23 protein-coding genes and 1 pseudogene are annotated in these 26792 nt (G+C 72.7%); 17 read left to right on the top strand and 7 right to left on the bottom strand.

What is annotated here, in order from left to right:
* The first annotated feature begins 259 nt into the window (after positions 1-259).
* Both ACZ47G_RS04095 and ACZ47G_RS04090 read left to right on the top strand, forming a co-directional pair.
* Positions 260-2881, top strand: coding sequence for a transglycosylase domain-containing protein (locus tag ACZ47G_RS04095; RefSeq protein WP_465739855.1), 2622 nt, complete (start codon positions 260-262; stop codon positions 2879-2881).
* Positions 2882-3031: 150 nt separating this feature from the next.
* Complete coding sequence (locus ACZ47G_RS04090) at positions 3032-4609, top strand: glycosyltransferase family 87 protein (protein ID WP_465739854.1); 1578 nt, start codon at positions 3032-3034, stop codon at positions 4607-4609.
* A 9-nt stretch (positions 4610-4618) separates the two neighbouring features.
* Here the strand turns inward: ACZ47G_RS04090 and ACZ47G_RS04085 are convergent, their stop codons facing one another.
* The 3 genes from ACZ47G_RS04085 to ACZ47G_RS04075 all read right to left on the bottom strand — a co-directional run bounded on the left by ACZ47G_RS04085 (position 4619) and on the right by ACZ47G_RS04075 (position 7252).
* Positions 4619-5653: an alanine racemase gene (locus ACZ47G_RS04085; protein ID WP_465739853.1), complete on the bottom strand. Its 1035-nt coding sequence runs from the start codon at positions 5651-5653 to the stop codon at positions 4619-4621.
* Positions 5654-5666: 13 nt separating this feature from the next.
* Positions 5667-6785: a lipid II:glycine glycyltransferase FemX gene (locus ACZ47G_RS04080; RefSeq protein ID WP_363429774.1), complete on the bottom strand. Its 1119-nt coding sequence runs from the start codon at positions 6783-6785 to the stop codon at positions 5667-5669.
* A gap of 167 nt (positions 6786-6952) precedes the next feature.
* Positions 6953-7252, bottom strand: a complete 300-nt coding sequence (locus ACZ47G_RS04075) for a hypothetical protein (protein WP_350506555.1) — start codon at positions 7250-7252, stop codon at positions 6953-6955.
* Between the two features lie 319 nt (positions 7253-7571).
* Here ACZ47G_RS04075 and rpsF point away from each other — a divergent pair, with 319 nt between their 5' ends.
* The 4 genes from rpsF (at position 7572) to rplI (ending at position 9357) form a co-directional block, all read left to right on the top strand.
* The gene (gene rpsF / locus ACZ47G_RS04070) at positions 7572-7862 is read left to right on the top strand and encodes a 30S ribosomal protein S6 (RefSeq protein ID WP_188298654.1); all 291 of its coding nucleotides are present in this window, start codon (positions 7572-7574) and stop codon (positions 7860-7862) included.
* A gap of 96 nt (positions 7863-7958) precedes the next feature.
* Entirely contained in the window at positions 7959-8576 is a 618-nt protein-coding gene (locus ACZ47G_RS04065; protein WP_380458450.1) for a single-stranded DNA-binding protein, read from the top strand.
* 80 nt (positions 8577-8656) lie between these two features.
* Positions 8657-8893, top strand: coding sequence for a 30S ribosomal protein S18 (gene rpsR, locus ACZ47G_RS04060; protein WP_030059640.1), 237 nt, complete (start codon positions 8657-8659; stop codon positions 8891-8893).
* A 17-nt stretch (positions 8894-8910) separates the two neighbouring features.
* Positions 8911-9357: a 50S ribosomal protein L9 gene (gene rplI, locus ACZ47G_RS04055; RefSeq protein WP_380458452.1), complete on the top strand. Its 447-nt coding sequence runs from the start codon at positions 8911-8913 to the stop codon at positions 9355-9357.
* 65 nt (positions 9358-9422) lie between these two features.
* Here rplI and ACZ47G_RS04050 read toward each other — a convergent pair whose 3' ends face one another.
* A complete protein-coding gene (locus ACZ47G_RS04050) occupies positions 9423-10772 on the bottom strand; it encodes an MATE family efflux transporter (RefSeq protein ID WP_465739852.1) in 1350 nt (449 codons plus the stop codon).
* 580 nt (positions 10773-11352) lie between these two features.
* Between ACZ47G_RS04050 and dnaB the strand changes: the two genes are divergently transcribed.
* Positions 11353-12840, top strand: coding sequence for a replicative DNA helicase (gene dnaB / locus ACZ47G_RS04045; RefSeq protein WP_465740030.1), 1488 nt, complete (start codon positions 11353-11355; stop codon positions 12838-12840).
* Positions 12841-12878: 38 nt separating this feature from the next.
* Here dnaB and ACZ47G_RS04040 read toward each other — a convergent pair whose 3' ends face one another.
* Positions 12879-14087 (bottom strand): GNAT family N-acetyltransferase, encoded by a 1209-nt coding sequence (locus tag ACZ47G_RS04040; protein ID WP_465739850.1) that lies wholly within the window; start codon positions 14085-14087, stop codon positions 12879-12881.
* Between the two features lie 221 nt (positions 14088-14308).
* Between ACZ47G_RS04040 and ACZ47G_RS04035 the strand changes: the two genes are divergently transcribed.
* Positions 14309-15757, top strand: a complete 1449-nt coding sequence (locus ACZ47G_RS04035) for an acyltransferase family protein (protein ID WP_465739849.1) — start codon at positions 14309-14311, stop codon at positions 15755-15757.
* A 72-nt stretch (positions 15758-15829) separates the two neighbouring features.
* Here the strand turns inward: ACZ47G_RS04035 and manA are convergent, their stop codons facing one another.
* The gene (gene manA, locus ACZ47G_RS04030) at positions 15830-17038 is read right to left on the bottom strand and encodes a mannose-6-phosphate isomerase, class I (protein ID WP_465739848.1); all 1209 of its coding nucleotides are present in this window, start codon (positions 17036-17038) and stop codon (positions 15830-15832) included.
* Between the two features lie 288 nt (positions 17039-17326).
* On the opposite strand from manA, the gene ACZ47G_RS04025 reads away from it, so the two are divergent.
* On the top strand, positions 17327-18094 hold the full coding sequence (locus ACZ47G_RS04025) for a polyprenol monophosphomannose synthase (protein WP_380458460.1): 768 nt from the start codon (positions 17327-17329) through the stop codon (positions 18092-18094).
* Between the two features lie 74 nt (positions 18095-18168).
* Here ACZ47G_RS04025 and ACZ47G_RS04020 read toward each other — a convergent pair whose 3' ends face one another.
* Positions 18169-18576, bottom strand: coding sequence for a winged helix-turn-helix transcriptional regulator (locus tag ACZ47G_RS04020; RefSeq protein WP_465739847.1), 408 nt, complete (start codon positions 18574-18576; stop codon positions 18169-18171).
* 107 nt (positions 18577-18683) lie between these two features.
* Between ACZ47G_RS04020 and ACZ47G_RS04015 the strand changes: the two genes are divergently transcribed.
* The 8 genes and pseudogenes from ACZ47G_RS04015 (at position 18684) to ACZ47G_RS03980 (ending at position 26527) form a co-directional block, all read left to right on the top strand.
* On the top strand, positions 18684-19331 hold the full coding sequence (locus tag ACZ47G_RS04015; protein WP_465739846.1) for an FMN-dependent NADH-azoreductase: 648 nt from the start codon (positions 18684-18686) through the stop codon (positions 19329-19331).
* Positions 19332-19442: 111 nt separating this feature from the next.
* On the top strand, positions 19443-20420 hold the full coding sequence (locus tag ACZ47G_RS04010; RefSeq protein WP_465739845.1) for an MBL fold metallo-hydrolase: 978 nt from the start codon (positions 19443-19445) through the stop codon (positions 20418-20420).
* A 17-nt stretch (positions 20421-20437) separates the two neighbouring features.
* Positions 20438-21420 (top strand): annotated as a pseudogene (locus tag ACZ47G_RS04005) (NTP transferase domain-containing protein).
* Positions 21417-22631 (top strand): molybdopterin molybdotransferase MoeA, encoded by a 1215-nt coding sequence (locus ACZ47G_RS04000; RefSeq protein ID WP_465739843.1) that lies wholly within the window; start codon positions 21417-21419, stop codon positions 22629-22631. The pseudogene ACZ47G_RS04005 and the gene ACZ47G_RS04000 overlap by 4 nt, the downstream one beginning before the upstream one ends.
* 22 nt (positions 22632-22653) lie before the next feature.
* Positions 22654-23712 carry a potassium channel family protein gene (locus ACZ47G_RS03995; protein ID WP_465739841.1) on the top strand — a complete coding sequence of 353 codons (1059 nt, stop codon included), beginning with the start codon at positions 22654-22656 and terminating at the stop codon, positions 23710-23712.
* 36 nt (positions 23713-23748) lie between these two features.
* Positions 23749-24726, top strand: coding sequence for an NAD(P)H-quinone oxidoreductase (locus ACZ47G_RS03990; protein ID WP_465739840.1), 978 nt, complete (start codon positions 23749-23751; stop codon positions 24724-24726).
* Between the two features lie 135 nt (positions 24727-24861).
* The gene (locus tag ACZ47G_RS03985; RefSeq protein ID WP_465739839.1) at positions 24862-25668 is read left to right on the top strand and encodes a hypothetical protein; all 807 of its coding nucleotides are present in this window, start codon (positions 24862-24864) and stop codon (positions 25666-25668) included.
* A 244-nt stretch (positions 25669-25912) separates the two neighbouring features.
* Positions 25913-26527, top strand: coding sequence for a bacterial proteasome activator family protein (locus ACZ47G_RS03980; protein WP_380458476.1), 615 nt, complete (start codon positions 25913-25915; stop codon positions 26525-26527).
* Positions 26528-26792 lie beyond the last annotated feature (265 nt).

Genomic DNA, 26792 nt, shown 5'->3' with positions numbered 1-26792 from the left:
ACCCGACCCCCGGAAGGGGCAAGGGGGGCACGCGTGAATGTGATCACAAGCCGACGCGCGGGTGGGCTTGGCAACGGGCGTGTAATGATCTGACGCCGTTTTGTGGTTATTGGCGACTGATGCCCGATTAGTTCTGATTCCCCGCTGCGTACGCTGTCGCGTGTGCACGAGGACCAACCTCCGGGGTTAGGGCGGTCCGAGCATCGGACAGGAACCCTGCCTTCAGGCCGATCAGGCCTGGCGAGGAGTGGCTGGAAACATGAGCGAGCGACGGCGAAGGACGCCCAACCCGGGCGGTGACGGGCAGCAGCCCCCGGGAGGCGGAGGCCGTCGGGGCGGCCCCGGGCCCGACGAGCTGGCCTCGGACGGCATCGGCCGCCGACGCCCGCCCGGCGTCCGGGAGACCGCCCAACAGCCCCGGATGGGCCGTGCCGAGATGCGCAAGGCCGCGCAGAAGAAGGGCAAGGGCGGTGGCGGCCGGCGCGGTGGCGCCGGCGCTTCCGCCGCGGCGGCCGCCGACCCGGGCAAGAAGCGCTTCATCGACTACCCGCGCTGGGGCAAGACCGGCGTCCGGCGCTGGCTGCCGTCCTGGAAGCAGGTGCTGAGCGTCTTCCTGCTGTTCTTCGCCGCCGGCGTGGCGGGCGTGTTCTACCTGTACCAGACCACCACCGTCCCGGAGCTCAAGGACCTGGTGAAGGACCAGAACACCATCTACTACTGGGCCGACGGTTCGGAGATGACCCGCAAGGGCGAGACCAACCGGCAGATCGTCGAGCTCAACGACATCAACCCGACCCTGCAGAACGCCGTCATCTCGGCCGAGAACGAGACCTTCCGCACCGACAGCGGCATCGACCCCAAGGGCATGCTGCGCGCCGTGTACAACATGGCGAAGGGCGGCGAGACCCAGGGCGCCTCGACGATCACCCAGCAGTACGTGAAGAACGCCTACCTCAGCCAGGAACAGACCATCAGCCGCAAGATGAAGGAATTCTTCATCACGCTGAAGATCAACCAGCAGAAGTCCAAGGACGACATCCTCAAGGGCTACCTCAACACCAGCTGGTTCGGCCGCAACGCCAACGGGGCCCAGGCCGCCGCCCAGGCCTACTACGGGGTCAACGCCAAGGACCTGAACCTCTGCCAGAGCGCCATGCTGGCCGGCCTGCTGAAGGGTGCGAACTACTACGACCCCTCCAAGCCGGCCAACCACGACCGCGCCGTGGAGCGGTGGAAGTGGATCCTGGACCGGATGGTGACCACCCACAACGCCACTCCGGAGGAGCGGGCGAAGTGCACCACCTTCCCCGAGCCGATCCCGCTGAAGCCCAGCTCCAACATGAACGGTGAGATCAGCTACCTGGTCGACACCGCCAACCAGTACGTGATGGCCACCGACAAGTCGGTCACCCAGCAGATGATCGACAAGGGTGGTCTGAAGATCTACACCACCTTCGAGAAGGACAAGGTCGACGCCCTGAAGAAGGCCGTCGACGACGTCAAGGCCGAGAACCTCGACCCGCAGAAGCGCCCCAACAACGACACCTTCGTCCAGTTCGGCGCCGCCAGCATCCGCCCCGGTGACGGTGCGATGGTGGCGATCTACGGCGGCGACGGCGTGGAGAACAACCACTTCGACAACAACGCCAACGCCACCGGTGTCCAGGTCGGCTCGACCTTCAAGCCCTTCGTGCTCGCCACCGCGATGCAGGTGGGCGTGCAGACCGCGAAGGACAGCGACGGCAAGCCGAAGCGGATCAACGCCGACAGCCGCTACCTCGCCGACGACATGTCCGAGATCCGCAAGCCGGACGGCTCACTGGTGATCGGAGACGACGGCAAGCCCTACCGGCAGAAGAACGAGGACTCCGGCAAGCGCGGCTACGTCTCGCTGCGGCAGGCCATGCAGTGGTCGTACAACGTGCCCTTCGTCCAGCTCAACCAGGACGTCGGCGGTCCGGCCGTGGCCGACATGGCCGTGCAGATGGGCATCAAGCGGGACAGCCTGGCCGACCCGAAGACCGCGACCTTCCCGCTCGGCACCTCCACCATCAGCCCGATCCGGATGGCCACCGGCTACGGCACCCTGGCCGCCAGCGGCAAGGAGGCCGAGCCCTACTCGGTCACCAAGGTCGAGGTGGACGGCAAGGAGCGCCCGGGCTTCGGCAAGAAGGACGTCAAGGTGGCGCTGGAGCCGGCCGTCGCCGACAACGTCACCGACGTGCTGGTGAACGTGGCCAAGAACGGTACCGGTACGAAGACCAACAGCCTGGGCCGCCCGGTGGCCGGCAAGACCGGTACCACCGACCAGAACAAGTCGGCCTGGTGGGTCGGCTACACCCCGCAGCTGGTCACCAGCGTCGCGATGTGGCGCGAGGACCCGAGCAAGCACGACCGGGAGTCCCTCAACGGCACCGGCGGCAAGGAGTCCATCCACGGTGGTGACATCCCCACCGACATCTTCACCCGCTACATGAAGGCCGCCCTGGCCAACGAGAAGAAGGTGGACTTCCCGACCCCGCAGCCGGTCGGCACCGAGGTGGACTCCTCCGGTGCGCCGTCCACGGCCACCGCGACGCCCACCCAGACCGCGACCGAGGCCCCGTCGCCCCCGGCGCAGACCCAGGCGCCGGTCCAGCAGCCGACCCAGCAGCCGACCCAGCCCGCCCCGGGCGGGGGTTGCGTGCCGGGCGTGGACTGCCAGACGACCCCGCCGGCGAGCCCCACCCACAGGCCGACGCCGTCGGGCTCCAGCTGCACCCTCATCTTCTGCCCGTCGACGCCACCGCCCGGTGGCAGCGGTGGCAACGGTGGTGGCGGTGGCAAGCCGACCCCGACCAGCACCGGCGCCACTCCGGGCGCCGGAGCGGCCGGGCAGTAGCGAGACACCCGGAACGGCGGTGGCGGTCCTCCTCGGAGGGCCGCCACCGCCGTTTTCGTCACGATTCGCCGCGCGCGCCCCCACCCGTACCGCCGGACCGCCGCGGGGTCCTCCTCGTCCCGGTGCGGCGGGTGCGGCAGGATGTCCGGCATGACGTCGAGCGATCGTGACGAAGCCGTCGGCCGGTACGGGCCCGACGGCGCCGCAGGGCCCCTCCCGGCAGCCGTCGCCACGGCCGTGCCCCCGGTCGACACCGTGGTCGTCCCGGCCGACGAGGACCGGGTGGCGGCGGCCGGCAGCGAGGTGATCGGCGGTCCGCCCGGGCGCCGGGCGCTGCTCGGCGTCTCCTGGTGGATCCCGGTGCGCGTCCTGGCGCTGGCGGTGATCGTGGTCTCGGCGCTCGGCATGGTGCACAACCTGCCCTGCTACGACCAGGCCTGGTTCCAGCCGGGCTCGCCGCAGTACATCCACGCCTGCTACAGCGACATCCCGCACCTGTTCTCCGGCCGCGGCTTCGCGGCCGGGCTGCACCCGTACGTGGACCGGATCCCGGGCACCACGGGGGACCTCCAGTACCTGGAGTACCCGGTGCTGACCGGCCTGTTCATGCAGGTCGCGGCCTGGCTGACGCCCGGCGGCGGCACCGAGCAGGCCCAGGAGCAGTGGTTCTGGGCGATCAACGCCGGACTGCTGATGGCCTGCGCCGTGATCGCCGTGGTCGCGCTCTCGCGCACCCACCGCCGGCGCCCCTGGGACGCGATGCTGTTCGCGCTCTCGCCGGTCCTGCTGCTCAACGGCACGGTCAACTGGGACCTCCTCGCGGTCGCCCTGGCCGCCGTGGCGATGGCCTGGTGGGCCGGCTCCCGGCCGGGCTGGGCGGGCGTCTTCATCGGCCTGGCCACCGCGGCCAAGCTCTACCCGCTGCTGCTGATCGGCCCGCTGCTGGTGCTCTGCTGGCGGGCCGGGAAGTGGCGCGAGTTCCGGGTGATGCTCGGCGGCGCGGTCGGCTCCTGGCTGCTGGTCAACCTGCCGATCATGCTGGCCAACTGGCAGGGCTGGTCGACCTTCTACGTCTTCAGCAAGCACCGCGGCGAGGACTACGGCTCGTTCTGGCTGATCCTGATGCAGAACCGCGGGGTGGGGCTGGCCGACCTCGACCTCTACATCGCGGTGCTGATGGTGCTGGGCTGTGCGGCCATAGCGTGGCTCGGCCTCTCAGCGCCCCGCCGGCCGCGGTTGGCGCAGCTGGCCTTCCTGGTGGTCGCACTGTTCGTGCTGGTCAACAAGGTGTACTCGCCGCAGTACGCGCTCTGGCTGCTGCCGCTCGCGGCGCTGGCCCGGCCGCGCTGGCGGGACCTGCTGATCTGGCAGGCCTGCGAGGTGCTCTACACCCTGGGCATCTGGTCCCACCTGGGCTTCGTCACCGGGCCCAAGCAGCACGGGATCGGCGAGCCCTGGTACCACTTCGCGATCGTGCTGCACCTGCTCGGCACGCTCTACCTGGTCGCGCTGGTGGTCCGGGACGCCCTCCACCCGGAGCGCGACCCGGTCCGCTGGGACGGCACCGACGACCCCTCCGGCGGGGTGCTCGACCACGCCCCGGACGTGGTCACCCTGGGCGCCGCCCGGCGGCTGCACGAGGAGGAGAGCTACGCCGGATACGCGCCGGCCGGCCCCTTCGACCAGTGGCTGGAGGAGCCACCGGCGACGGAGCCGGCCGAGAAGTAGCCGTGCGGCTCAGCGATCCACCACGCGGTCGAAGTGGGTGGTGGTGTGCCGGACCTGGAGGCCCAGCTCCTCGCCGATCGCGGGGGGCGCGGTCTCCCCGTCCAGGAACAGCAGCGAGACCTGCATGTGCGGCGGCTCGGCGAACCAGAGCTGCTTGCCCGCCCAGTGGAACGGCGACTTGGTCTTGTTGACGGTCGCCAGGCCGGCCCGGGCGATGCCCTTGGCGCGCGCGCCCATGCTGGCCACGTACTTGGGGGCCTCCAGGCCGATGCCGTGCGCGGTGCCGCCGGCCGCCACCAGGATGTGGCCGTCGGCGGACGCCGGGTGCTGGCGGTAGCCGTAGCGTTCGCCCTTCTTCACCGGGGTGACGTCCAGCACCGTGGCCCGGACCTCCAGCGCGCCGTGGTCGCCCAGCCAGAGCCGGGTGCCGATCCGGGCCCGGAAGACGGTGTCCGGGTAGCGCTGGGCCAGCTGGTCCATGCCGGCCGCGCCCAGGTGGCTGACGAAGACGGTGTGCACCGGGATGCCGGCCGCCTTCGCGGTGTCCACCCAGTACATGACCTCCTCGACCGGGCTGGAGCCGTCCGGCCGGTCCATCGGCAGGTGCAGGGCGAGGCCCTCGAAGGACACGCCGTCCAGCTCGGCGGCGACGGTGCGCAGGTCGGCCGCGCTCACGCCGTGCCGACGCATGGTGGTCATGCACTCCAGCACCACCCGGGCGCCGTGCAGCGAGCGCAGCGCGTCAACGCGGGCGACCGTCCGGATCACCCGGGCGTGTGGCAGCGGGAGCACCTCCTCGCCGACCCGGTAGGGGGTGAGCACCAGCAGCTCGCCGCCGTACCACTCGGCGACGTCGGCCGCCTCGTACGCGGTGCCGACGGCCAGCACCCCGGTGCCGAGCAGGGTCGCCTCCTCGGCCAGCCGGTGGTTGCCCAGGCCGTAGCCGTTCCCCTTGGCGACGGGCACCAGGCCGGGGAACTCGGCCAGGACGGAGCGCTGGTGGGTGCGCCAGCGTTCGGTGTCGAGGTAGAGCGACAGCGTCATCGGGGCAGCCTCCTCAGCGGCGGGACATGTAGAGGTCGAGGGCCTTGTGCAGGAGCTTGTTCAGCGGGAAGTCCCACTCGCCGAGGTACTCGGCCGCCTGGCCGCCGGTGCCGACCTTGAACTGGATCAGGCCGAACAGGTGGTCGTTCTCGTCCAGGGTGTCGCTGATGCCGCGCAGGTCGTACACGCCGCCGCCGAGGGCGTAGGCGTCGCGCATCATCCGCCACTGGATCGCGTTCGAGGGCTTGACCTCGCGCTTGTGGTTGGCCGAGGCGCCGTAGGAGTACCAGACGTGCTCGCCGACCACCAGCATCGTGGTCGCGGCCAGCGGCTCGCCCTCGTGGTAGGCGATGTAGAGCCGCATCCGGTTCTGGTCCTCGGCGGTGAGGGCCTGCCACATCCGCTGGAAGTAGGACAGCGGGCGCGGGGTGAACTTGTCGCGCTCGGCGGTGACCAGGTAGAGCTGGTGGAAGATCGGCAGCTCGTCGTAGCCGCCCTGGTACACCTCGACGCCGCTCTTCTCGGCCTTCTTGATGTTGCGGCGCCAGAGCTGGTTGAAGTTCTTGTGGATGTCGTCCAGCGAGCGGTTGGCCAGCGGCACCTGGAAGACGTAGCGCGGCTGGACGTCGCCGAAGCCGGCGCCGCCGTCCTCGCCCTGCAGCCAGCCGGCCTTGCGCAGCCGGTCCGCGACCTCGAAGGCGCGCGCCTCGTACCAGTCGGCCTCGATGTCGCGCAGGCGCTTGGCCTGCTTGCCGGCGATGGCCTCCTTGATGGTGGGGGCGTTCCAGCGGCGGATGACGATCGGCGGGCCCATCTTCACCGAGAAGGCGCCCTGCGACTTCAGGTGCGCCAGCATCGGGGAGAGCCAGCGGTCCAGGTCCCGGTCGAACCAGTCGATCACCGGGCCCTCGGGCAGGTAGGCCAGGTAGCGCTTGACCTTCGGCAGCTGGCGGTACAGCACCAGACCGGCACCGACGAGCTGGTCGGCGTCGTCGAACCAGCCGATCGACTCCGAACGCCACTCGGCCTTCACGTCGCCCCAGGACGGCACCTGCATGTGGCTGGCCGAGGCGCGGCTCCTGATGAAGGCGAGGTGCTCCTCGCGGGTGATCGTCCTCAGGCGCAGGCTCATTGCTCGGTGCTCCTCGTCGGTCGGGCTGCGGTGGGCCCCAGGTTCTCGGGCTGACCTTATCGTCCGGGGCCCGGGCGCCCGCCGGTGCGGGCACGACGGCGCCCCCGTCGGGTACCTGTCCCTTCCAGATACGCGACGGGGGCGCCGGGGGTTCCTGGGCCGGGTGCTCAGCCCCAGAGGCCGCCCCGGGCGATGCCGAGGTAGAAGCCGATCGCGGAGGCGCCGAGCGTGATCATCAGGACGAAGCGTTCGGCGGTGGTGACCGAGACGAACATGCCCCACAGGCCCGTGACGATCCCGGCCAGGCCGGTCCACGAGCTCAGCAGGTGCAGGTTGTGGAAGAACGAGGTGGTGAAGGCGATCACGCCCAGCACGGCCGTCAGGGCCACCAGGGTGTTCTCGCGGGGGTGCGGGTGGCCGTCGGTGTTCAGCGTGAGGGCGGGCATGCGGTGGACGGACTGGGCCATGAGTCCCACCTCCTGGCGTGGAGACGAACGGGCAGGAATCCCGTTCCGTCCAGATTGCGGCGGTTGGGTCCGTCTCACAACCCCTATGCGTTTTGTTCGGCCGTCCGGGTGCAGGTAGGCTGTGCCGTCTGCACTGGTGTAGTTGTGCCCCCTTGCGCCCTCTTACGGGTGACACCCTCTTCCGGGTGGGCGGGGCCCGATTGTCGGACCCGGCCGCTACGGTGGGCCGGAGTCGTCACCGCACCGGTGCCGACGCTACGCACAACCCTCCTGCCACGGAGAGACCGTGGCCGCTGAGTCCAAAGGAGGTGGGTTACTCATGCGTCACTACGAGCTGATGGTCATCCTCGACCCGTCGGTCGAGGAGCGCGCTGTCTCCCCCCTGATCGAGTCCTTCCTGGCCGTCGTCCGCAACGCCGGCGGCAAGGTCGAGAAGGTCGACACCTGGGGTCGCCGCCGTCTGGCTTACGAGATCAACAAGCAGTCCGAGGGCATCTACTCGGTCATCGACCTCAAGGCCACGCCTGAGGTCGTCAAGGAGCTCGACCGCCAGCTTGGCCTGAGCGAGTCGGTTCTCCGGACCAAGGTCCTGCGCCCGGACACCCACTGAGCCACCTCTGAGGCCTTCGGGTCTCGGGTAGCTCGCGTCCGCTGTTTCACGTGAAACAGCGGTGAACGGACATCTTCCCGAGAGGTCATCACCACCATGGCAGGCGAGACCGTCATCACCCTCGTCGGCAATCTCGTCGACGACCCCGAGCTGCGCTTCACCCCGTCGGGTGCGGCGGTCGCGAAGTTCCGCATCGCGTCCACCCCCCGCACCTTCGACCGTCAGACGAACGAGTGGAAGGACGGCGAGAGCCTCTTCCTCACGTGCAACGTCTGGCGTCAGCCGGCGGAGAACGTGGCCGAGTCGCTGCAGCGCGGCATGCGCGTCATCGTGCAGGGCCGACTGCGCCAGCGGTCTTACGAGACCAAGGAAGGCGAGAAGCGGACGGTCTTCGAGGTCGAGGTCGACGAGGTCGGCCCGAGCCTGCGCTCGGCGACCGCGAAGGTCACCCGGGCCAACCGGTCCGGTGGCCCCGGCGGCCCCGGGGGCGGCTTCGGCGGCCAGCAGGGCGGCGGCGGCCAGGGCGGTTGGGGCGGCGGCAACGGTGGCGGCCAGCAGGGCGGCGGCAGCTGGGGTGGAAACTCCGGCGGCGGCCAGTCCGGCCCCTCCGACGACCCGTGGGCGTCCAGCGCTCCGTCCGGTGGAAACCAGGGCGGCGGCGGCTGGGGCGGCGCCCCGTCCGGTGGCGGCTTCTCGGAAGAGCCCCCGTTCTAAAGAGCTGACAGATTTCGTGCGGCCCGGCCGCAGGCGTCCCCGGACGCCGGCCGGGCCGTGAACCCCAAATGGAGCACACCATGGCGAAGCCGCCTGCTCGCAAGCCGAAGAAGAAGGTTTGCGTCTTCTGCAAGGACAAGGTCAACTACGTTGACTACAAGGACACGAACCTGCTGCGGAAGTACATCTCCGACCGCGGAAAGATCCGTGCCCGCCGGGTCACCGGCAACTGCACCCAGCACCAGCGTGACGTCGCCACGGCCGTGAAGAACAGCCGTGAGATGGCGCTGCTGCCCTACACCAGCACCGCGCGCTAAGAGAGGGTGACCGAGTAATGAAGATCATCCTCACGCACGAGGTCCCGGGTCTCGGCTCCGCCGGCGAGGTCGTCGAGGTCAAGGACGGCTACGCCCGCAACTTCCTGGTCCCGCGTGGCTTCGCCATCCGCTGGACCAAGGGTGGCCAGAAGGACGTCGACGCTATCCGTCGCGCCCGCAAGATCCACGCGATCCAGACCCTCGACGCCGCCAACGACGTCAAGGGCAAGCTCGAGGGCGTCCAGGTCAAGCTGGCCGTTCGCTCGGGCGAGGCCGGCCGTCTGTTCGGCTCGGTGACCCAGGCCGACGTCGTCGAGGCCATCAAGGCCGCCGGCGGTCCGGCTGTGGACAAGCGCGCCGTCGCGATCGGCTCGCCGATCAAGACCGTGGGCACCCACAAGGTCTCGGTCAAGCTGCACTCGGACGTCGTGGCCAACCTCGACGTCGCCGTCGTGGCTGCCTGAGTTCCGTAGCAGTGGCCTGAGGGCCGGACTCCCCGCTCGGGGAGTCCGGCCCTCGGTCGTTCCGGTCAGCTCCGGACGGCCCCGGTGACCAGCCAGCGTCCGCCGCGGGCGCGGGCGACCAGGAAGACCGCGCGGACCAGCATGAACAGGTTCATCGCCCACCACAGCCCGGCCAGCCCGGTGCCGGTGGCGGGCACCGCGAGGGCCGCCGGGGTGAACACCGCCAGGGTGGCCAGCGCCGCCCGGGCGAGGTACGGGCCGTCCCCGGCGCCCATCAGCACGCCGTCCAGCACGAAGACCAGGCCGGCCACCGGCTGGCTGAGCGCGAGCAGCAGCAGCGCCGTGTGCAGCTGCCCCTGGACCACCGGGTCGGGCGTGAACAGCGGGACGTACAGCGGGCGGGCGAGCACCACCAGCAGGCCGAGCACCACCCCGGAGCCCAGCCCCCACTCGACCATCCGCCGGGTGGCCGCCCGGGCGCCCGGGACGTCCGAGGCACCCAGGTAGCGGCCGATGATGGCCTGCCCGGCGATCGCGATGGCGTCCAGCGCGAAGGCCAGGAAGCTGAACAGCGTCATGGCGATCTGGTGCGCGGCCACCTGGTCGTCGCCGAGCCGGGCGGCCACCGCGGTGGCGATCATCAGCACCGCGCGCAGGCTGACCGTGCGCACCAGCAGCGGACCGCCCGCCCTGGCCCCGGCCCGGATGCCGGCTGCGTCCGGCCGCAGCGAGGCCCGCTCCCGGCGGGCGCCGCGGACCACCACGACCAGGTAGACGGCGGCCATCCCGGTCTGGGTCAGCACGGTGCCCCAGGCGGAGCCGGCCACCCCCAGGCCGGCGCCGTACACCAGGCCGGCGTTCAGGCCGATGTTGGCGGTGAAGCCCGCCACCGCCACCACCAGCGGCGTGCGGGTGTCCTGGAGGCCGCGCAGCACGCCGGTGGCGGCCAGCACCAGGAGCATCGCCGGGATGCCCAGCGAGCTGATCCGCAGGTACGTCACGGCGTACGGCGCCGCGGTCGGCGAGGCGCCCAGCAGCTCGGCCGCCCAGGGGGCCAGCAGCAGGGTGAGCAGCACCACCGGGACGGCCAGGCCGAGCGCCAGCCAGAGGCCGTCGACGCCCTGCTGGACGGCGCCCCGGCGGTCCCCGGCGCCTATTCGGCGGGCCACCGCGGCGGTGGTGGCGTAGGCGAGGAAGACGAACACCCCGGTGGCCGTGGTGAGGGCGGCGGAGGCGACGCCGACTCCGGCGAGCTGGGGGGTGCCGAGGTGGCCGACGATCGCGGAGTCGGCCAGCAGGAACAGTGGCTCGGCGACCAGGGCGCCGAAGGCGGGCACCGCCAGGGCGAGGATCTCCCGGTCGTGGCTGCGTCGGTCGCGGCTGCGTCCGGAGGGCTCGGTGGGGGCGGTGCTCATGCGCTCCAGGGTACTCATCCACAGGTAATAGGCCAATGGCCTATTCAGTCATTACTGGAAACTGTGAGCGGCGAGCTCCGTCCGGTCCGTGGTCATGGCCGTTCGGCGGTGTGTGAAGAATTTCTCATGCACAGGCCCCGGAAGAGGTAAACGCAGGTCAGCAGGTTGACGGTGGACCGATCGTCCGGTTATCCACAGGAGCTTCCACAGGGGTGTCCACAGCTTTGCGGCAGTTCTCCACAGTCGAGGGCCACTCGTCCACACCCCCTGTGGATAACCGCCTTGGCGCGAGGGCGTCCGGCGCCTTAGCGTGGGCCCTCCGCCCGACACTCTCACCCACCCCGGCGTCCGATTTGTCGGTGCCGTGGCGTACAAAAGGAGCGGCTCCGCTCCACCCAGCCACCGGCAAGCCCGCTCCAACTTCGCACCACTCGCTGATCGGGGAACACGCGTGACCGGCCCCCAGTACGACCACCACGACGCCCCGCCGCCGCCGGAGGAGGACTGGCAGAACGCCGAGGATCCCTTCCCGGCCGGCGCCTTCGACGACGCCCCCTTCCCGGACGGCCCCGGCGACCGGCTGCCGGTCTCCCGCAACCGCGGCGGCCAGGGCGGTGGCGGCCAGGGCAACGGCCAGGGTGGCGGCCGCGGCGAGGGCTTCCGCAAGGGCGGCTTCGGGAAGAACGGCAAGGGCCGGGACGACCGGGACCGCCGGGACGACGACGGCCAGGGCGGGGTCGACGGCTTCGAGCGCGTCCCCCCGCAGGACCTCGCCGCCGAGCAGTCCGTGCTGGGCGGCATGCTGCTGTCCAAGGACGCCATCGCCGACGTGGTCGAGGTGCTCAAGCCGGCCGACTACTACCGGCCCGCGCACGAGATGATCCACGGCGCGATCCTCGACCTCTACGCCCGCGGCGAGCCGGCCGACCCGATCACCGTGGCCGGCGAACTCACCAAGCGCGGCGAGCTGCAGCGCGTCGGCGGCGCCTCCTACCTGCACACCCTGGTCAACTCCGTCCCGACCGCGGCCAACGCCGAGTACTACGCCCAGATCGTCGCCGAACGCGGGGTGCTGCGCCGCCTGGTCGAGGCCGGCACCCGGATCGCCGGCATGGGCTACGCGGCCGAGGGCGACGTGGACGAGATCGTCAACGCCGCCCAGGCGGAGATCTACGCCGTCACCGAGCAGCGCACCAACGAGGACTACGCGCCGCTCGCCGACATCATGGAGGGCGCCCTCGACGAGATCGAGGCGATCGGCTCCCGCAACGGCCAGATGTCCGGCGTGCCGACCGGCTTCGCCGACTTCGACGCGCTCACCAACGGGCTGCACCCCGGTCAGATGATCGTCATCGCGGCCCGCCCCGCCATGGGTAAGTCCACCCTCGCGCTGGACTTCGCCCGCGCCTGCTCGATCCACCACAAGCTGCCGAGCGTGATCTTCTCGCTCGAAATGGGCCGCAACGAGATCGCCATGCGCCTGCTCTCCGCCGAGGCCCGGGTCGCGCTGCACCACATGCGCTCCGGGAACATGACGGACGACGACTGGACCAGGGTCGCCCGCCGGATGCCCGACGTCAGCGAGGCACCGCTGTTCATCGACGACTCGCCGAACCTGTCGATGATGGAGATCCGGGCCAAGTGCCGCCGACTCAAGCAGCGCAACGACATCAAGCTGATCGTGATCGACTACCTCCAGCTGATGCAGTCCGGCGGCTCCCGCCGGGCCGAGAACCGCCAGCAGGAGGTCTCGGACATGTCCCGGAACCTCAAGCTGCTGGCCAAGGAGCTGGAAGTCCCGGTCATCGCGCTGTCCCAGCTGAACCGTGGTCCCGAACAGCGCACCGACAAGCGGCCGATGGTCTCCGACCTGCGCGAGTCCGGCTCGATCGAGCAGGACGCCGACATGGTCATCCTGCTGCACCGCGAGGACGCGTACGAGAAGGAGTCCCCGCGCGCGGGCGAGGCCGACCTGATCGTCGCCAAGCACCGTAACGGCCCGACCGCCACCATCACGGTGGCCTTCCAGGGCCACTACTCGCGCTTCGTCGACATGACCCGGGACTGACGGTCCCGGCCGCCCCGGGCGGGGCGGCCGGTCGGTGGTCAGAACCAGCTCAGGCAGTGCGGCGGGCGCTCGGCGCGGAACAGGGCGTCGGCGAGGGCGGCCGCCTCCGGGTGGTGGGCCCGGACGAGCCCGGCCCGGACGAGCGTGCTCGGGGCGGTGCCGCCGAGGTAGACGGCCCCGAGGTCCCGGACGTCCAGCGACAGGTCGGGCTCCCGGTCGGTGGGGGCGCACTCGGCCTCGCCGCCGCGGACGGTCAGCAGATGGCGGGCGCGCTCGCCGAGGAACGGGTCCCGGACGTCCAGGACCAGCTCGCCGTCGGTGAGCCAGCCGCGCGCGGTCAACGCGCCCGGGACGTCCAGCAGGCGGACCCAGAGCCAGTCGGTGCTGTTGCCCAGCTGGCCGGCGCTGTAGTCCGCGAGCTGCCAGCGCACCGGGTGCTCGGACGGCACGTGCTTGAACACGACCTCGGAGACCAGGTCGTGTCCGAGCAGGACCCTGGTCAGGGCCGAGGTGACGGCGTCGTCGGCGGCGATGATCTCGTCGACCTTCAGACTGTCCCCGTCGAGCGCGTAGCTGGCGTACCCGTCCGGAACGCCGTCGGCGTCCCGGTGGACGGCGATGTAGCGCGGCGTCGCCGCGATCGGGGGCTGCCCCGCGCGCAGGGCCCACCAGCGGTGCGGCCGGGACAGCGCGCCGGGCTGGGCCAGGCGGTACCGGTCGTAGACCCGCTCCAGGAGGTCCCCGCAGTCGGCGCGCCGCAGCACCTCGACCGAGCCGGTGTCCGCGTCGCCGGCCCGCGGTGCGGCGAGGGCGGCCCGGTGGCGCGGCACCGTCAGCCGGTTCGTGTACGTCGCCGGGCCGTAGCCGAACCTGCCGTAGATCGTGGCCTCGGAGGCCAGCAGCACGGAGAGCAACTCCCCGCGGGCCCGCAGGTCGGCGAGCTGGCGCCGCATCATCGCGGTCAGCACGCCCTGCCGGCGGTGGGTCGGCAGCACGCCGACGTTGCTCACCCCGGAGACCGGGGTCACCGCCCCGCCGGGCAGGGTGAGCTCGAAGGAGTACGCGCCGGCGGTGCCGACCGGCCGGCCCTCGGGCGTCACGGCGAGCAGGCCGCGGTCCGGTTCGACCGCCGACCACCAGAGCCCGCCGCCGTCCTCGGCCGGGGTCTCCGGGAAGCGGCCGAACGCGGCGTGGAGCGTGTCGACGAAGACGCCGAGGTCCTGGTCGGTCGTGGATCGGATGTCCATGGCTGCGCTGCCTCCCCTGGGTGCGGCCCCACCGGTCGGGGCGCTCGCGACAGTCCAGCGGCGGTACGGGACGCGGTCAACCGAGATTCGGGCCCGCGACGGTCCGCGACGGCCCGCGGTGGTCCGTGACGGCCCGCGACGGCCCGCGGTGGTCCGTGACGGCCCGCCCGGTGACGGCGCCGGAGGCGGGGGCGTGACGCAGATGGACTACTGTCCCTGCGGTGAAGACGATACGACTGCCGGTCGCCCGTAAGTCCGGGGGAAGCACGCAGGCCCGGGCGGGCGGTGCGGCCGCCCGGCTCGGCTGGCTCGACGCGCTGCGCGGCGTGGCCGCCCTCGTGGTCGCCCTGCACCACTTCGACGTCCTGAAGCTGCTGCCGGACCGGCTGGCCGCCTTCATCTGGTGGCACGGGGATCTCGGCCTGTACGGCGTGATGCTGTTCTTCCTGGTCAGCGGCTACATCATCCCCGCCTCGCTGGAACGCCGGGGGAACGTCCGGGCGTTCTGGATCGGCCGGTTCTTCCGGCTCTGGCCACCGGTGATCATCGGCATCGCGGTGGCGCTGGCCATCATCCCCAAGGGTGACGGCTCGGTCGCGCTCTTCGCCACCGGTCACAACTTCGTGGCCGTGGCCGCCAACACGACCATGCTGCAGGACTTCATGGGCGTCTGGAACGGCCTGGGCGTCATGTGGACGCTGAGCTACGAGATGGCCTTCTACTACATGGTCACCGCGCTCTTCGCGGTCGGCCAGCACCGTCGCAGCGCCCCGATCGCGGTGGCCTTCGCCGCTGTGGCGGTGATCTTCGGGACCTCCATCGCGTCCCACACCATGACCGTCGACGCCGCCTCGACCCACAACCTGGTCTGGGGCGTGGTGCTGATCGTGCTGTTCGCCTTCGCCTGCGTGCTGAGCGGCCGGGCGAACCTGACCCGGATCGGGGCGATCACGCTCGGCGTGCTGGCCTTCGTGCTGATGTACAACAACAGCCGCGCCCCGATGTTCGAGACCCTGATGATCTTCGCGACGATGTTCGCCGGCACCACGGTCTACCGCGCCGAGCGCGGCCAGATCGACCGCCTGCAGGCCGTCCTCTGCTGCGGCTTCGTGATGGCCGCGGGTGTGGCCGTCGCGTTCTTCTACAACCACAGCGGCATGGAGAACAACACCTGGACGGCCGGGCCGCGGGCCTTCGTCGGCTCCTACCTCGGCGCCTGGCTGACCTTCGGGATCGGCTTCGCACTGCGCAAGCGCCGCTTCCCGAAGCCGCTGACCTGGCTCGGTGGGATCAGCTTCTCGCTCTACCTGTTGCACGTCCCGGTGCTGCACACCCTGCACTACCTGCTGGACGTGCCCAAGGTGCCGCCGACGACCGGCGGCAAGGTGCTGTGGACGGTCGAGTACCTCGCCGTGATCATGATCGCGAGCTGGGTGATGTACAAGCTGGTGGAACTCCCGGTGCAGAAGGTGGGCCGCAAGGTGGGCAAGTGGGTCGACCGCCGCTGGCCCGGCGGCGAGCTGCCGCCGCTCGCCTTCGCGGTGCCGGCTGGCGCCGCCGCGAGCGCCCCGGTCGCGGTCTCGGCTCCTGCTTCGACCTCGGCTTCGACCTCTGCTTCGGATTCGGTCGGGGAGACGGTGTCGGCAGGGGCCGGATCCCCGGGCCGCTGACCGGCCGAGCAGCACGAAGGGCTCGCCCCCACCGGGGCGAGCCCTTCGCCGTACCCGCCCCTCCGGGCGGGCTCAGACCGTGACGGTGGCGCGGAAGAGCGTGCCGGCGGTGCCGGCGAGCCGGGTCGGGGTGCCGGTGGCCGGGAGGAAGGCGGACTGGCCGCGGGCGAGGTCCAGCACGGTGCCGTCGGCGGCGGTGAGCCGTACGGCTCCCTCGGTGCAGAGCAGGATCTGCGGGGTGCGGCCGTCGATCTCGCGCTCGACGCCGGCCAGCTCGAAGCGGGAGAGCCGGAACTCGTCGATCGGGACGGGGTAGAGCTGCTCGCCGGGGGTGGTCCCGACCGGAACGGGGTGCACCACCTCGGGCGCGCAGGGCTCGAAGAGCACCACCTTGAGCAGTTCCGGCACGTCGATGTGCTTGGGGGTGAGGCCGGCCCGCAGCACGTTGTCCGAGTTGGCCTGGAGCTCCACGCAGACCCCGGACAGGTAGGCGTGCGGCACCCCGGCGCCCAGGTAGAGCGCCTCGCCGGCCCGCAGCCGGACGTGGTTGAGCAGCATGCCGGCGAGCACGCCGCGGTCGTCCGGGAAGTCCTTGGCGATCCTGGCGTACGGGGCGTGCTCGCCGTCCGGGTCCGTCCCGGCCAGCGCGGCGACGGTGTCCCGGACGGTCCGCCCGGCCGTCTCGTCGTCCATGGTGAGCAGGGCGGCCAGGGCGTCGCGCAGGGCCCGGGCCTCGGCCTCGGGGCCGCCGGGGGCCTCGACCGACAGCAGTGCGATCACCGGGTCCAGTCCGGGCACCCCGAGGGCGGCCATCAGCGCGGCCGCCGCGGCGGGCCGGCGGAAGCCGCACAGGCCCTCGAACTCACCCAGCGCGCAGACCATTTCGGGTTTGTGGTTGGCGTCGCGGTAGCTGCGCCCGGGGGCGTCCAGCGGGATGCCGAGGGCGTTCTCGGCGGCGAAGCCGGCCCGGGCCTGGTCCAGCGTGGGGTGGGCCTGGATGGACAGCGGGATGCCCGCGGCGAGCACCTTGAACAGGAACGGCAGGCTCGGACCGAACCGGGCCACGCTCGCCGCGCCGAGCTCGCCCTCGGGGTCGGCCGCGATCAGCTCGTCCAGCCGCCTCGGGCCCTCGCCGCGGTCGGCGCGGGACGGGTCGCCGGGGTGGGCGCCCATCCACAGCTCGGCCTGCGGTTCGCCGGTCGGTTCCTGCCCCAGCAGCTCGGGCAGGGCCGTGAGCGACCCCCAGGCGTACGGGCGGACGGTGTTGACGAGCCTGTCCATGCGCGCGGTCCTACTCCTTCGCTGACGGGGCGGCCCGGGCACGGGCAAGGGCATCGACCCTAGCTGACCTGGGTCGCCCGCGGGGAAACGGCGGCCATCCGGTGGGAGTGCCGTGGTCCGACCGGTGGTTCCCGGGCGCGGTAGTAGGATGCCAGGACGCAGTAGTCTCCGCCCCCCGCAGCATTCTCCACCGTGGTCATCCCGTCGGCGGGCTGTCGGCGGGGCCGCGTTCCAGAGTGCGGGCGACGGTGTTCTGATACTCCCCGCCATCGGCCGAGAGGTTTGTACGTGACCGTGAACCAGCAGAGTTTTGCTGATCTCGGCAGGGTCCTGGTGATCATCCCGACCTACAACGAGGCGGAGAACGTCGAGCGGATCGTCGGCCGGGTCCGGGCCGCGGTGCCCGAGGCCCATGTGCTGGTCGCCGACGACAACAGCCCTGACGGCACCGGTGAGCTGGCCGACAAGCTGGCCACCGAGGACCAGAACGTGCACGTCATGCACCGCAAGGGCAAGGAGGGCCTGGGCGCCGCCTACCTCGCGGGCTTCCGCTGGGGCATCGACAACGGCTACGACGTCCTGGTCGAGATGGACGCGGACGGCTCGCACCAGCCCGAGGAGCTGGACCGGCTGCTGAGCGCGCTGCGCGGCGCCGACCTGGTGCTCGGCTCGCGCTGGGTGCCGGGCGGCCGGGTGGTCAACTGGCCGAAGTCCCGGCTGCTGCTCTCGCGCAGCGGCTCGACCTACTCGCGGCTGATGCTGGGCGTGCCGATCCGGGACGTCACCGGCGGCTACCGGGCCTTCCGTAAGGAGACCCTGCTGGGCCTGGGCATGGACGAGGTGGCCTCGGCCGGGTACTGCTTCCAGGTCGACCTGGCCTGGCGCACGGTGAAGGCGGGCTTCAAGGTCGCCGAGGTGCCGATCACCTTCGTCGAGCGTGAGCTCGGCGCCTCCAAGATGAGCCGCAGCATCGTGGTCGAGGCGCTCTGGCGGGTGACGTCCTGGGGCGTCGCCGACCGGGTGGCCCGGCTGCGCGGTGGTGCCGCGCAGGGCTGAGCAGCTGTACGAAGGGCCCGTCCGCCGTTGTCGGCAGGCGGGCCCTTCGGCGTGTCCGGGTGCGGCCGGGCGGGTCAGCAGCCGCCCTTGAGGGCGTCCTCCGGCAGGTAGCGGTCGGCCCAGACGGCCAGTTCGGTGAGGGCCGGCTTCAGCGCGACCCCGCTCTCGGTGAGCCGGTACCTCACCCGCAGCGGGGGGCCGGGGTCGACCTCGCGGACGACCAGTCCGGCCTCGGTGAGCTCGGTCAGCCGGTCGGAGAGCATCCGCTCGCTGATGCCCGGGACGGAGCGGCGCAGCTCGGAGAAGTGGGCGGGGCCGCCGTTGTTGAGCACGCCCAGCAGCAGACCGGTCCAGCGCTTGCCGAGCAGGGTGAACACCCGGTTGAGGGCCAGCTCGACGTTGAAGCAGCCGCCGTGGCCCTCGGGGGCGCCCGTGTCGACGGAGGTCGGAGCTGCGTCGGGGACTACCTGGGGCTCGGCCATGGCTCCAGCCTACTCGACCCGTCACTAGTGACTATAGAAAAGTAAGCTGCTACGTTAGTTGCAGTTGCAACGGAAACTGCAGCTACTTATTCTCTGGAGGCCCTGCCATGCCCACGCTGCTGCACATCGACTCCTCGGCGCTCACCGACGGCTCCGTCTCCCGCGAGGTCACGGCCGCGTTCCGGGACGCCTGGCAGGCCGAGCACCCCGACGGCACGGTGATCCACCACGACCTCGCCGCCGACCCGCTCCCGCACCTGGAGGCCGCCGGCATCACCGCCGGATACCTCCCGGCCGAGGCCCGCACCGCCGAGCAGGCCGCCGCCTTCGGGCTCCGCGAGCAGCTGATGGTCGAGCTGGAATCCGCCGACGCGGTGCTGATCGGCGCCCCGATGTACAACTTCACGATCCCGTCGACCCTCAAGGCCTGGCTGGACCACGTGATCCTGATGGGCCGCACCGCCGGCGACCGGCCCTCCGCCAAGGGCACCCCGGTGACCGTCGTCGCCTCCCGCGGCGGTTCGTACGGCCCGGGCGCCCCGCGCGAGCCGTACGAGTTCGTCACCACCTACCTGGAGAAGGTGCTGGGCGGCGGGCTCGGGCTGGAGGTCGACTTCATCGTCCCGGAGCTCACCCTCGCGGCGAGCGTCCCGCAGCTGGCCGAGTTCGTCCCGCGGGCCGTCGAGTCCAAGGCGCAGGCGCTGGAGCAGGCCGCCCGCCGGGGCAAGGAACTCGCCGCCCGGGCCGCGGTGTGACCTGCCCCTGAAGGCGCGCCCCGCCGGGCGCGCCTTCCGCGCAATCGGCCGCCGGTGCTCCCATGCTGTAGGGCGCAAGAAGTCCGACCGCCGAACCAGAGGGAGCAGCCCGTGACGTCGTCCCCGCCCGAGGAGAGCGCCGGCGCGGAACGGGCCGACACCGAGCCCGTCGCGGCCGGGGTCGCCGACGACGTCGAGCGCCCGGCCCCTCCGCTGGAGGTCGCCGTCTTCACCGGGCCCGAGTCGGCCTTCTTCACCACCTCCACGCTGATCCTCGGCGAGCGGACCGCGATCCTGGTCGACGCCCAGCTCACCCGCAGCGCCGGGCGCGAACTGGCCGAGTGGGTCGCGGGCAAGGGCCGCCAGCTGCTCGCCATCGTGATCACCCACCAGCACCCGGACCACTACTTCGGCGCCGAGGAGGTGCTGAGGCTCTTCCCGGACGCCCAGCTGCTGGCCGCCCCGGCGGTGGTCGAGGGCATCCGGCGGACCGTCGCGGCCAAGGTCGCCCAGTGGAAGCCGGTCTACGGCGACGACATCCCGGACCACCCGCTGGTCCCCGCCCCGCTGCTGCCGCAGCCGCTGATGCTCGACCGCCAGGTGATCCCGGTGCTGCTGCTCGGCCAGGCCGACTGCGGGGAGTCCACCGTCGTCCACGTGCCCAGCATCCGGACCGTGATCGCCGGGGACTTCGCCTGCAACGGCACCCACGTCTGGACCGCCGACACCACCCCGGCCCAGCGCACCACCTGGGGCCACAACCTCGGCCGGATCGCCGACCTCGGCGTGGACCGGGTCATCGCCGGGCACCGCGCCCCCGAGCAGGGCGACGACGCGGACCGGGTGCTCGCCTTCACCGGGGAGTACCTCGAGGACTTCGACCGGCTGCTGGCCGAGCACCCGGACGACCCGGAGGCGCTGGTCACGGCGATGAACGAGCGGTACGGGGAGCTCACCCTGCCGTCCTTCCTGGAGCTGGGCGCCGCCGCCAACACGGCGCGGGCGACCGCCCCGGCGGCCTCCCCGGCGGCCGAGGCCGAGGCGGAAGCGGAGGACGGGAAGGACGGGAAGGACGGGGCGAGCGAGTAGGGCGGGATACTGGCCGCATGGCGACGCTGTACGACGTGATCGTTCCGGCCGGCGGCTCGGCCCGGCGGCTCGGCGGGGCCGACAAACCCGGCCTGACCGTCGGGGAGACGACCCTGCTGGACCGGGTGCTCGCCGCCTGCGCCGGTGCCCGGACCACCGTCGTGGTCGGCCCCGCCCGGCCGACCGCGCGCCCGGGCGTCCACTGGACCAGGGAGCAGCCGCCCGGCGGCGGGCCGGTCGCCGCCGTCGCGGCCGGGCTCGACCTGGTCACCGCCGACCTCGTGCTGCTGCTCGCCGCGGACCTGCCCTTCCTGGACCGGCGGACGGTGGACCGGCTGGCAGACGCCCTCGACGGGGCCGGGCCGACCGTGGACGCCGCCCTGCTGGTCGACGCGGGCGGCCGCGACCAGCCGCTCGCCGCCGCCTACCGCACCGCCCCGCTGCGCGCCGCGCTCGCCGCCCTCGGCGACCCGGCCGGGCAGCCGCTGCGCCGCCTCGTCGGCGGACTGGCCGGGCTGCGGGTCGCCGACACGGACGACGTCGCGTACGACTGCGACACCTGGGAGGACCTCGAACAGGCCCGGGAGCGGGAGAAGTCCTGACCGGCCCTCACCGGTCCCGGCCCCCGGCCGTGAGGGAATCGACGCGCGCCGCACACGGGACGAACACCTCGGGGAAACCGCCGATCAGGCAGCATGGGCGCATGGAGCGCACGCTGGAAGACTGGATCGCCGAGGTCAAGGCCGACCTGGGCATCGACCTGGACGTGGACGTCCGGGGACTGCTCGACACGGCCCGGGTGGTCGCGCACGGGGTGGCCCGGCCGGCCGCGCCGCTGACCGCCTTCCTGATCGGCTACGCGGCCGCCCGGCAGGGCGGCGGGGCGGAGGCCGTCGCCGAGGCGTCCCGGCGGACCGCGGCGCTCGCCGAGCGGTGGGCCCCGGCCGAGGACGGCCCGGGCGACGACAGCCCGGCCGACGACAGCCCGGGCGAGCCGTGAGCGCGGTCGGGCAGACCACCGTGACCTCCTCCGCCCCCGCCACCGGTCCCGGCGTGCTGAGTTGGCCGCGCGCCCGGGAGGCCGCGCGCCGGGCCGGGCTGCGCCCGCTGCCGGTGATCGGGCGGCCGCTGGCCGAGGCGCTCGGACACGTTCTCGCCGAACCGCTCGGCGCGCTCACCGACCTGCCCGCCTTCGACACCTCCGCGATGGACGGCTGGGCGGTCGCCGGCCCCGGGCCCTGGCGGGTCGCCGGGCAGGTGCTGGCCGGCCGCACCGAGGTGGCGCCGCTGGCCGACGGCAGCGCCGTCGAGATCGCCACCGGCGCCCAACTACCGCCCGGGGCGACCGCCGTACTGCGCCGCGAACACGGCCGGACGGACGGCACGCTGCTGCGCGACCGCGGCCCGCAGCCACTGACCACCGGTCAGGACGTCCGCCCGCGCGGCCAGGAGTGCCGCCGGGGCGAGGAGTTGCTGCCCGCCGGGACGGTGGTCGGGCCCGCCGTGCTCGGTCTGGCCGCCGCCTGTGGCCACGACCGGCTCGCCGTGCGTCGTCGCCCGGTGGTCCAACTGCTCATACTGGGCGACGAGTTGCTCGGCTCCGGGGTCCCCGGCCCGGGGCTGGTCCGGGACGCGCTGGGCCCGCTGCTGCCGCCCTGGCTGCGGGCGGCCGGTGCGGAGGTCGCCGAAGTCCGGTGCGTCCGCGACGACTTCGGGCTGCTCCGGGACGCCCTGCGGCACTCCACCGCCGACGTCGTGGTCACCACCGGCGGAACGGCCGCCGGGCCGGTCGACTTCCTGCACCGGGCGCTCGCCGAAGCCGGCGCCCGACTGCTGGTCGACGGTGTGGCCGTCCGCCCCGGACACCCCATGCTGCTGGCCGAACTCCCCGGTGGGCGCCACCTGGTGGGCCTGCCCGGCAACCCGCTGGCCGCCGTCGCCGGCATGGTCACCCTCGCCCTGCCCCTGCTGCACGCCCGCGGCGGGCGGGGCGCCACCGCGCCCGCGCTCGCCCCGACGGCCGTCCCGCTGCCCGGACACCCGGTGGACACCCGGCTCCAGCCGGTGCGGCGCACCGCCGCGGGGGTCGTCCCGCTGGCCTTCGACGGGCCCGCGATGCTGCGCGGCCTCGCCCGGGCCGAGGCGCTGGCCGTCGTCCCGCCCGGCGGGGCCAGCGCGGGGGAGGCCGTCGAACTGGTGGAGGCGCCGTGAGCGGGCGGAGCGAGGTGGGCGGATGAGCCGGCTGAGGCGCATCTCGGCGCCCGGCACGGAGCCGTGGGCGGACGCCGGGATCGTGCTGCCCGCCCGGCGGACCGCGCCCGCGGTGCGGCAGGTCGGCTCCCGGCTGCTGCTGGCGCTCACCGTGCTGGTCGCCACCTCGGTGATCGTGTACCTCGACCGGGCCGGCTACCACGACAACGCGGGCGGCGAGCTCAGCTTCCTGGACGCGGCCTACTACGCCACCGTGACGCTCTCCACCACCGGCTACGGCGACATCACCCCGTACAGCGACGGCGCCCGGCTCACCAACATCTTCGTGATCACCCCGCTGCGCGTGGTGTTCCTGATCATCCTGGTCGGCACCACGCTGGAGGTGCTCACCGAACGCACCCGTCTGCAATGGCGGTTGAACCGCTGGAGGTCCACCGTGCGCGAGCACACCGTCGTCATCGGCTTCGGGACGAAGGGGCGCAGCGCCGTCGACACCCTGCTCGGGCAGGGGGTGAAGGCGGAGGAGATCGTCGTCGTCGACCCCCAGCGCAAGGTCATCGAACACGCCTCCCAGCACGGTCTGGTCGGGGTGGTCGGCGACGCCACCCGTACCGACACCCTGGTGCGGGCCGCGGTGCCGAGCGCGGCCCGGATCGTGGTCGCCCCGGAACGGGACGACACGGCGGTGCTGATCACCCTGACGGTGCGCCAGTTGAACAAGGGCGCCACCGTGGTCGCCGCCGTACGGGAGGACGAGAACGCCCCGCTGCTGCGGCAGAGCGGTGCCGACGTCGTGGTCACCAGCTCCAGTTCGGCCGGGCGGCTGCTCGGGCTGTCGATGCTCAGCCCGCACGCCGGAGCGGTGATGGAGGACCTGCTCACCTACGGGAACGGGCTGGACGTGGTCGAACGGCCGGTCACCCGGGCTGAGGCCGGGCACAGTCCGCGCGAGTGCGAGGAGTTGGTGCTCGCCGTGGTGCGGGGCCGACGGGTGCTCAACTACACCGAGCCGGAGGCCGCCGTGCTGCAGCTCACCGACCGGGTGATCGTCATCAAGTCGGCCGGGCCTGGCGGGGCCTGAACCCCGGACCGCCGTACGGCGAAGTAGGTTCGGGGCATGCATGCGATGACGATTCCCGTACCCGGCGGCCCCGAGGCACTGGTGTGGGCCGAGGTCCCCGATCCGGTGCCCGGCGAGGGCGAGGTCCTGGTCGAGGTGGCGGCCACCGCCGTCAACCGCGCGGACCTGCTCCAGCGGCAGGGCTTCTACAACCCGCCGCCCGGCGCCTCGCCCTACCCCGGGCTGGAGTGCGCCGGGCGGATCGTCGCGCTCGGGCCGGGTGTGGCCGGCTGGGCCGTCGGCGACCGGGTGTGCGCGCTGCTGGCCGGCGGCGGCTACGCGCAGAAGGTCGCGGTGCCGAGCGGGCAGCTGCTGCCGCTGCCCGAGGGGCTGAGCCCGGAGCAGGCCGCGGCGCTGCCCGAGGTGGCCTCCACGGTGTGGTCCAACGTCTTCCTCACCGCCCACCTGCGGCCCGGCGAGACGGTGCTGCTGCACGGCGGTGCCAGCGGGATCGGGACGATGGCGATCCAGCTGGCCAAGGCCGTCGGCGCACGGGTCGCGGTGACCGCGGGCAGCGCCGAGAAGCTGGCCCGGTGCGCCGAACTGGGCGCCGACATCACGATCGACTACCGGGAGCAGGACTTCGTCGAGGTGCTGCGCGAGGCCACCGGCGGGGCCGGGGCGGACGTGATCCTGGACATCATGGGTGCCAAGTACCTGCAGCGGAACGTGGACGCCCTGGCCGTCAACGGACGGCTGGTGATCATCGGGCTGCAGGGCGGGGTCAAGGGCGAACTCGACCTCAACACGCTGCTGCGCAAGCGAGCCGCGGTGATCGCCACCAACCTGCGCGGGCGGCCGCTCGCGGAGAAGGCGGCGATCGTGGCGGCGGTGCGGGAGCACGTGTGGCCGCTGGTCGAGTCCGGGGTGGTGAAGCCGGTGGTGGACCGGGTGCTGCCGCTGACCTCGGCCGGGGACGCGCACCGGGTGCTGGAGGCGGGGGAGCAGGTCGGGAAGGTCGTACTGAAGGCCTGACGGGCCGCGCGGCGGGTGCGTCGGGTGCGGCGGCGTCCGAAATGCCGCGATTGTCGGAGTGTGTGAGGCTGGTCCGGAGCTGTCCCACCGCCGACCCCGCCCCGGGCGCGGTCGGCCGTCGGAAGGACTCCGACCGTGGCCGCACCTCCGTACGTCGTCCTCGGGCCGCTGCCCGCCGCGCTCCACCACCGCACCGACCCCCGGCTCCGCCGTGCCCGCCGGCTGTTCGCGGCGGCCGTGCTGGGACTGACCCTCCCGCTGGCCGCCGCGACCGTGGCGGCCGCCGAGCCGACGCCGACCGCCTCGGCGCCGGCGGACTCCTCGGCGCCGGCGGACTCCTCGGCCACCGGTGCCGATGACCAGGCCGGGTCGGACGGGCCGGCGACGGGTGCCGACGACCAGGCCGGGGCGGATGACCCGTCCGGCCCGGCGGCGGATGACGGCCAGGCCTGGACGGAGCCGGAGGGGCCGTCGCCGAAGGCCGCGCCGCCGCAGTACCCGGCGCCCGACCGGTCGCGCCCGGACCTCGCCGGACTCCGGGCCCACCGGCACCACCCCGCGGCGGTGCTGGAGCACCCGGACACGGCCGTGGACCAGGTGCCCGCCCAGGCTCCCGCCCAGGTGCCGGACCAAGCTCCCGGCCAGGTGCCGGACCAGGTGCCCGACCAGGCACCGGACCAGGCACCGGACCAGGCCGTCGAGCAGTCGCCCGAGCAGGCCCAGGACGCGGACGCCCCGGACACCTCGGACGCCTCCGCTCCAGCCGCCGACCAGGACACCGTCACGGCGGCCTCCGGCCAGCCCGTGGCCGCCGCGGCCGTCCCCGCCATCCTCCCCGCCCGCTGGCAGGACCCCTCCACGCTCCAGCTGCCGCTGGGCGCGGGCCTGGGGCTGATCGGCTGCGGCCTGGGGCTGATCGGCCTGCGGCTGCGCAAGGGCTGAGACGGGGCGCCCCGGGGCCCGGGGCGTGGAGATTCGGTGGGGGTTCGCGGAGTGGGGCCCTCCTGGGTGGGGTGGGTTTCGCGGGGTGATGGGGGAGGTGCTGTGCGCGGCCGGGCGGGAACTGAGTAGCCGTACGGATTCCCGGGCGGGCCGTGGGGGCGTACGGTCGTCGGGGGGTGGCGCAGGACGGCGGGACACACGGGGGCTTCCGCCCGACCAACCCCAGTGAGAGAGAATGTTGTTCATGACGAATCCGATGAACGAGCGCTCGTCGCAGGAGCCCTTCCGGGCCGCCGGCGGGCAGTCGCAGGACGGCCAGAAGGTGCTGATCGTCGGACCGGACGGACTGCCCGTGGGCCAGGGGTTCGCCGGGGCGCCGATGGAGGGGGACGACGAGGCGGACGTGCCGCGCGAGCTCCCGGTGACCGAGATGGTCGAGCAGCCCGCCAAGGTCATGCGGATCGGCAGCATGATCAAGCAGCTGCTGGAGGAGGTCCGGGCGGCGCCCCTCGACGAGGCGAGCAGGGTCCGGCTGAAGGACATCCACGCCAGTTCGATCAAGGAGCTGGAGCTCGGGCTGGCCCCGGAGCTGGTGGCCGAGCTGGAGCGGCTCTCGCTGCCGTTCACCGACGACACCATCCCGACCGAGGCCGAGCTGCGGATCGCCCAGGCCCAGCTGGTGGGCTGGCTGGAGGGCCTCTTCCACGGCATCCAGACCGCCCTGTTCGCCCAGCAGATGGCCGCCCGGGCGCAGCTGGAGCAGATGCGCCGCGCGCTGCCGCCCGGTCTGCACGGGGGCGAGGCGGACGAGGAGGACCCGGGCCAGAGCCGCGGCATCCGCTCCGGCCCGTACCTGTAGGCCCGCCGGGCCCGCCGCGGGTCCGGACGTACCACGACGATCCGCCCCGGACCGCGCCGCCGCAGCAGGGCGCGGACGGTCCGGGGGCAGGATCGGCCCTGGGCCGAGCACCGTCGGCGGAAGCCGATACCCTGACCCCTGTCGCAGGCCGGTGGAGCCGCCGCGACAGGGGTTCGCCGGGCCAGCGGGCCGGGCCCACCACGTACGGACGAGACCGAACGTCACGGTTGCGGCAGGACCACCGCGCCGAGGGGGAGCAGAGGAC

This window comes from Kitasatospora sp. NPDC030952 (assembly GCF_055571335.1).
The sequence above is the reverse complement of the archived record's forward strand: the minus strand, read 5'-3'. Positions and strand labels throughout refer to the sequence as shown.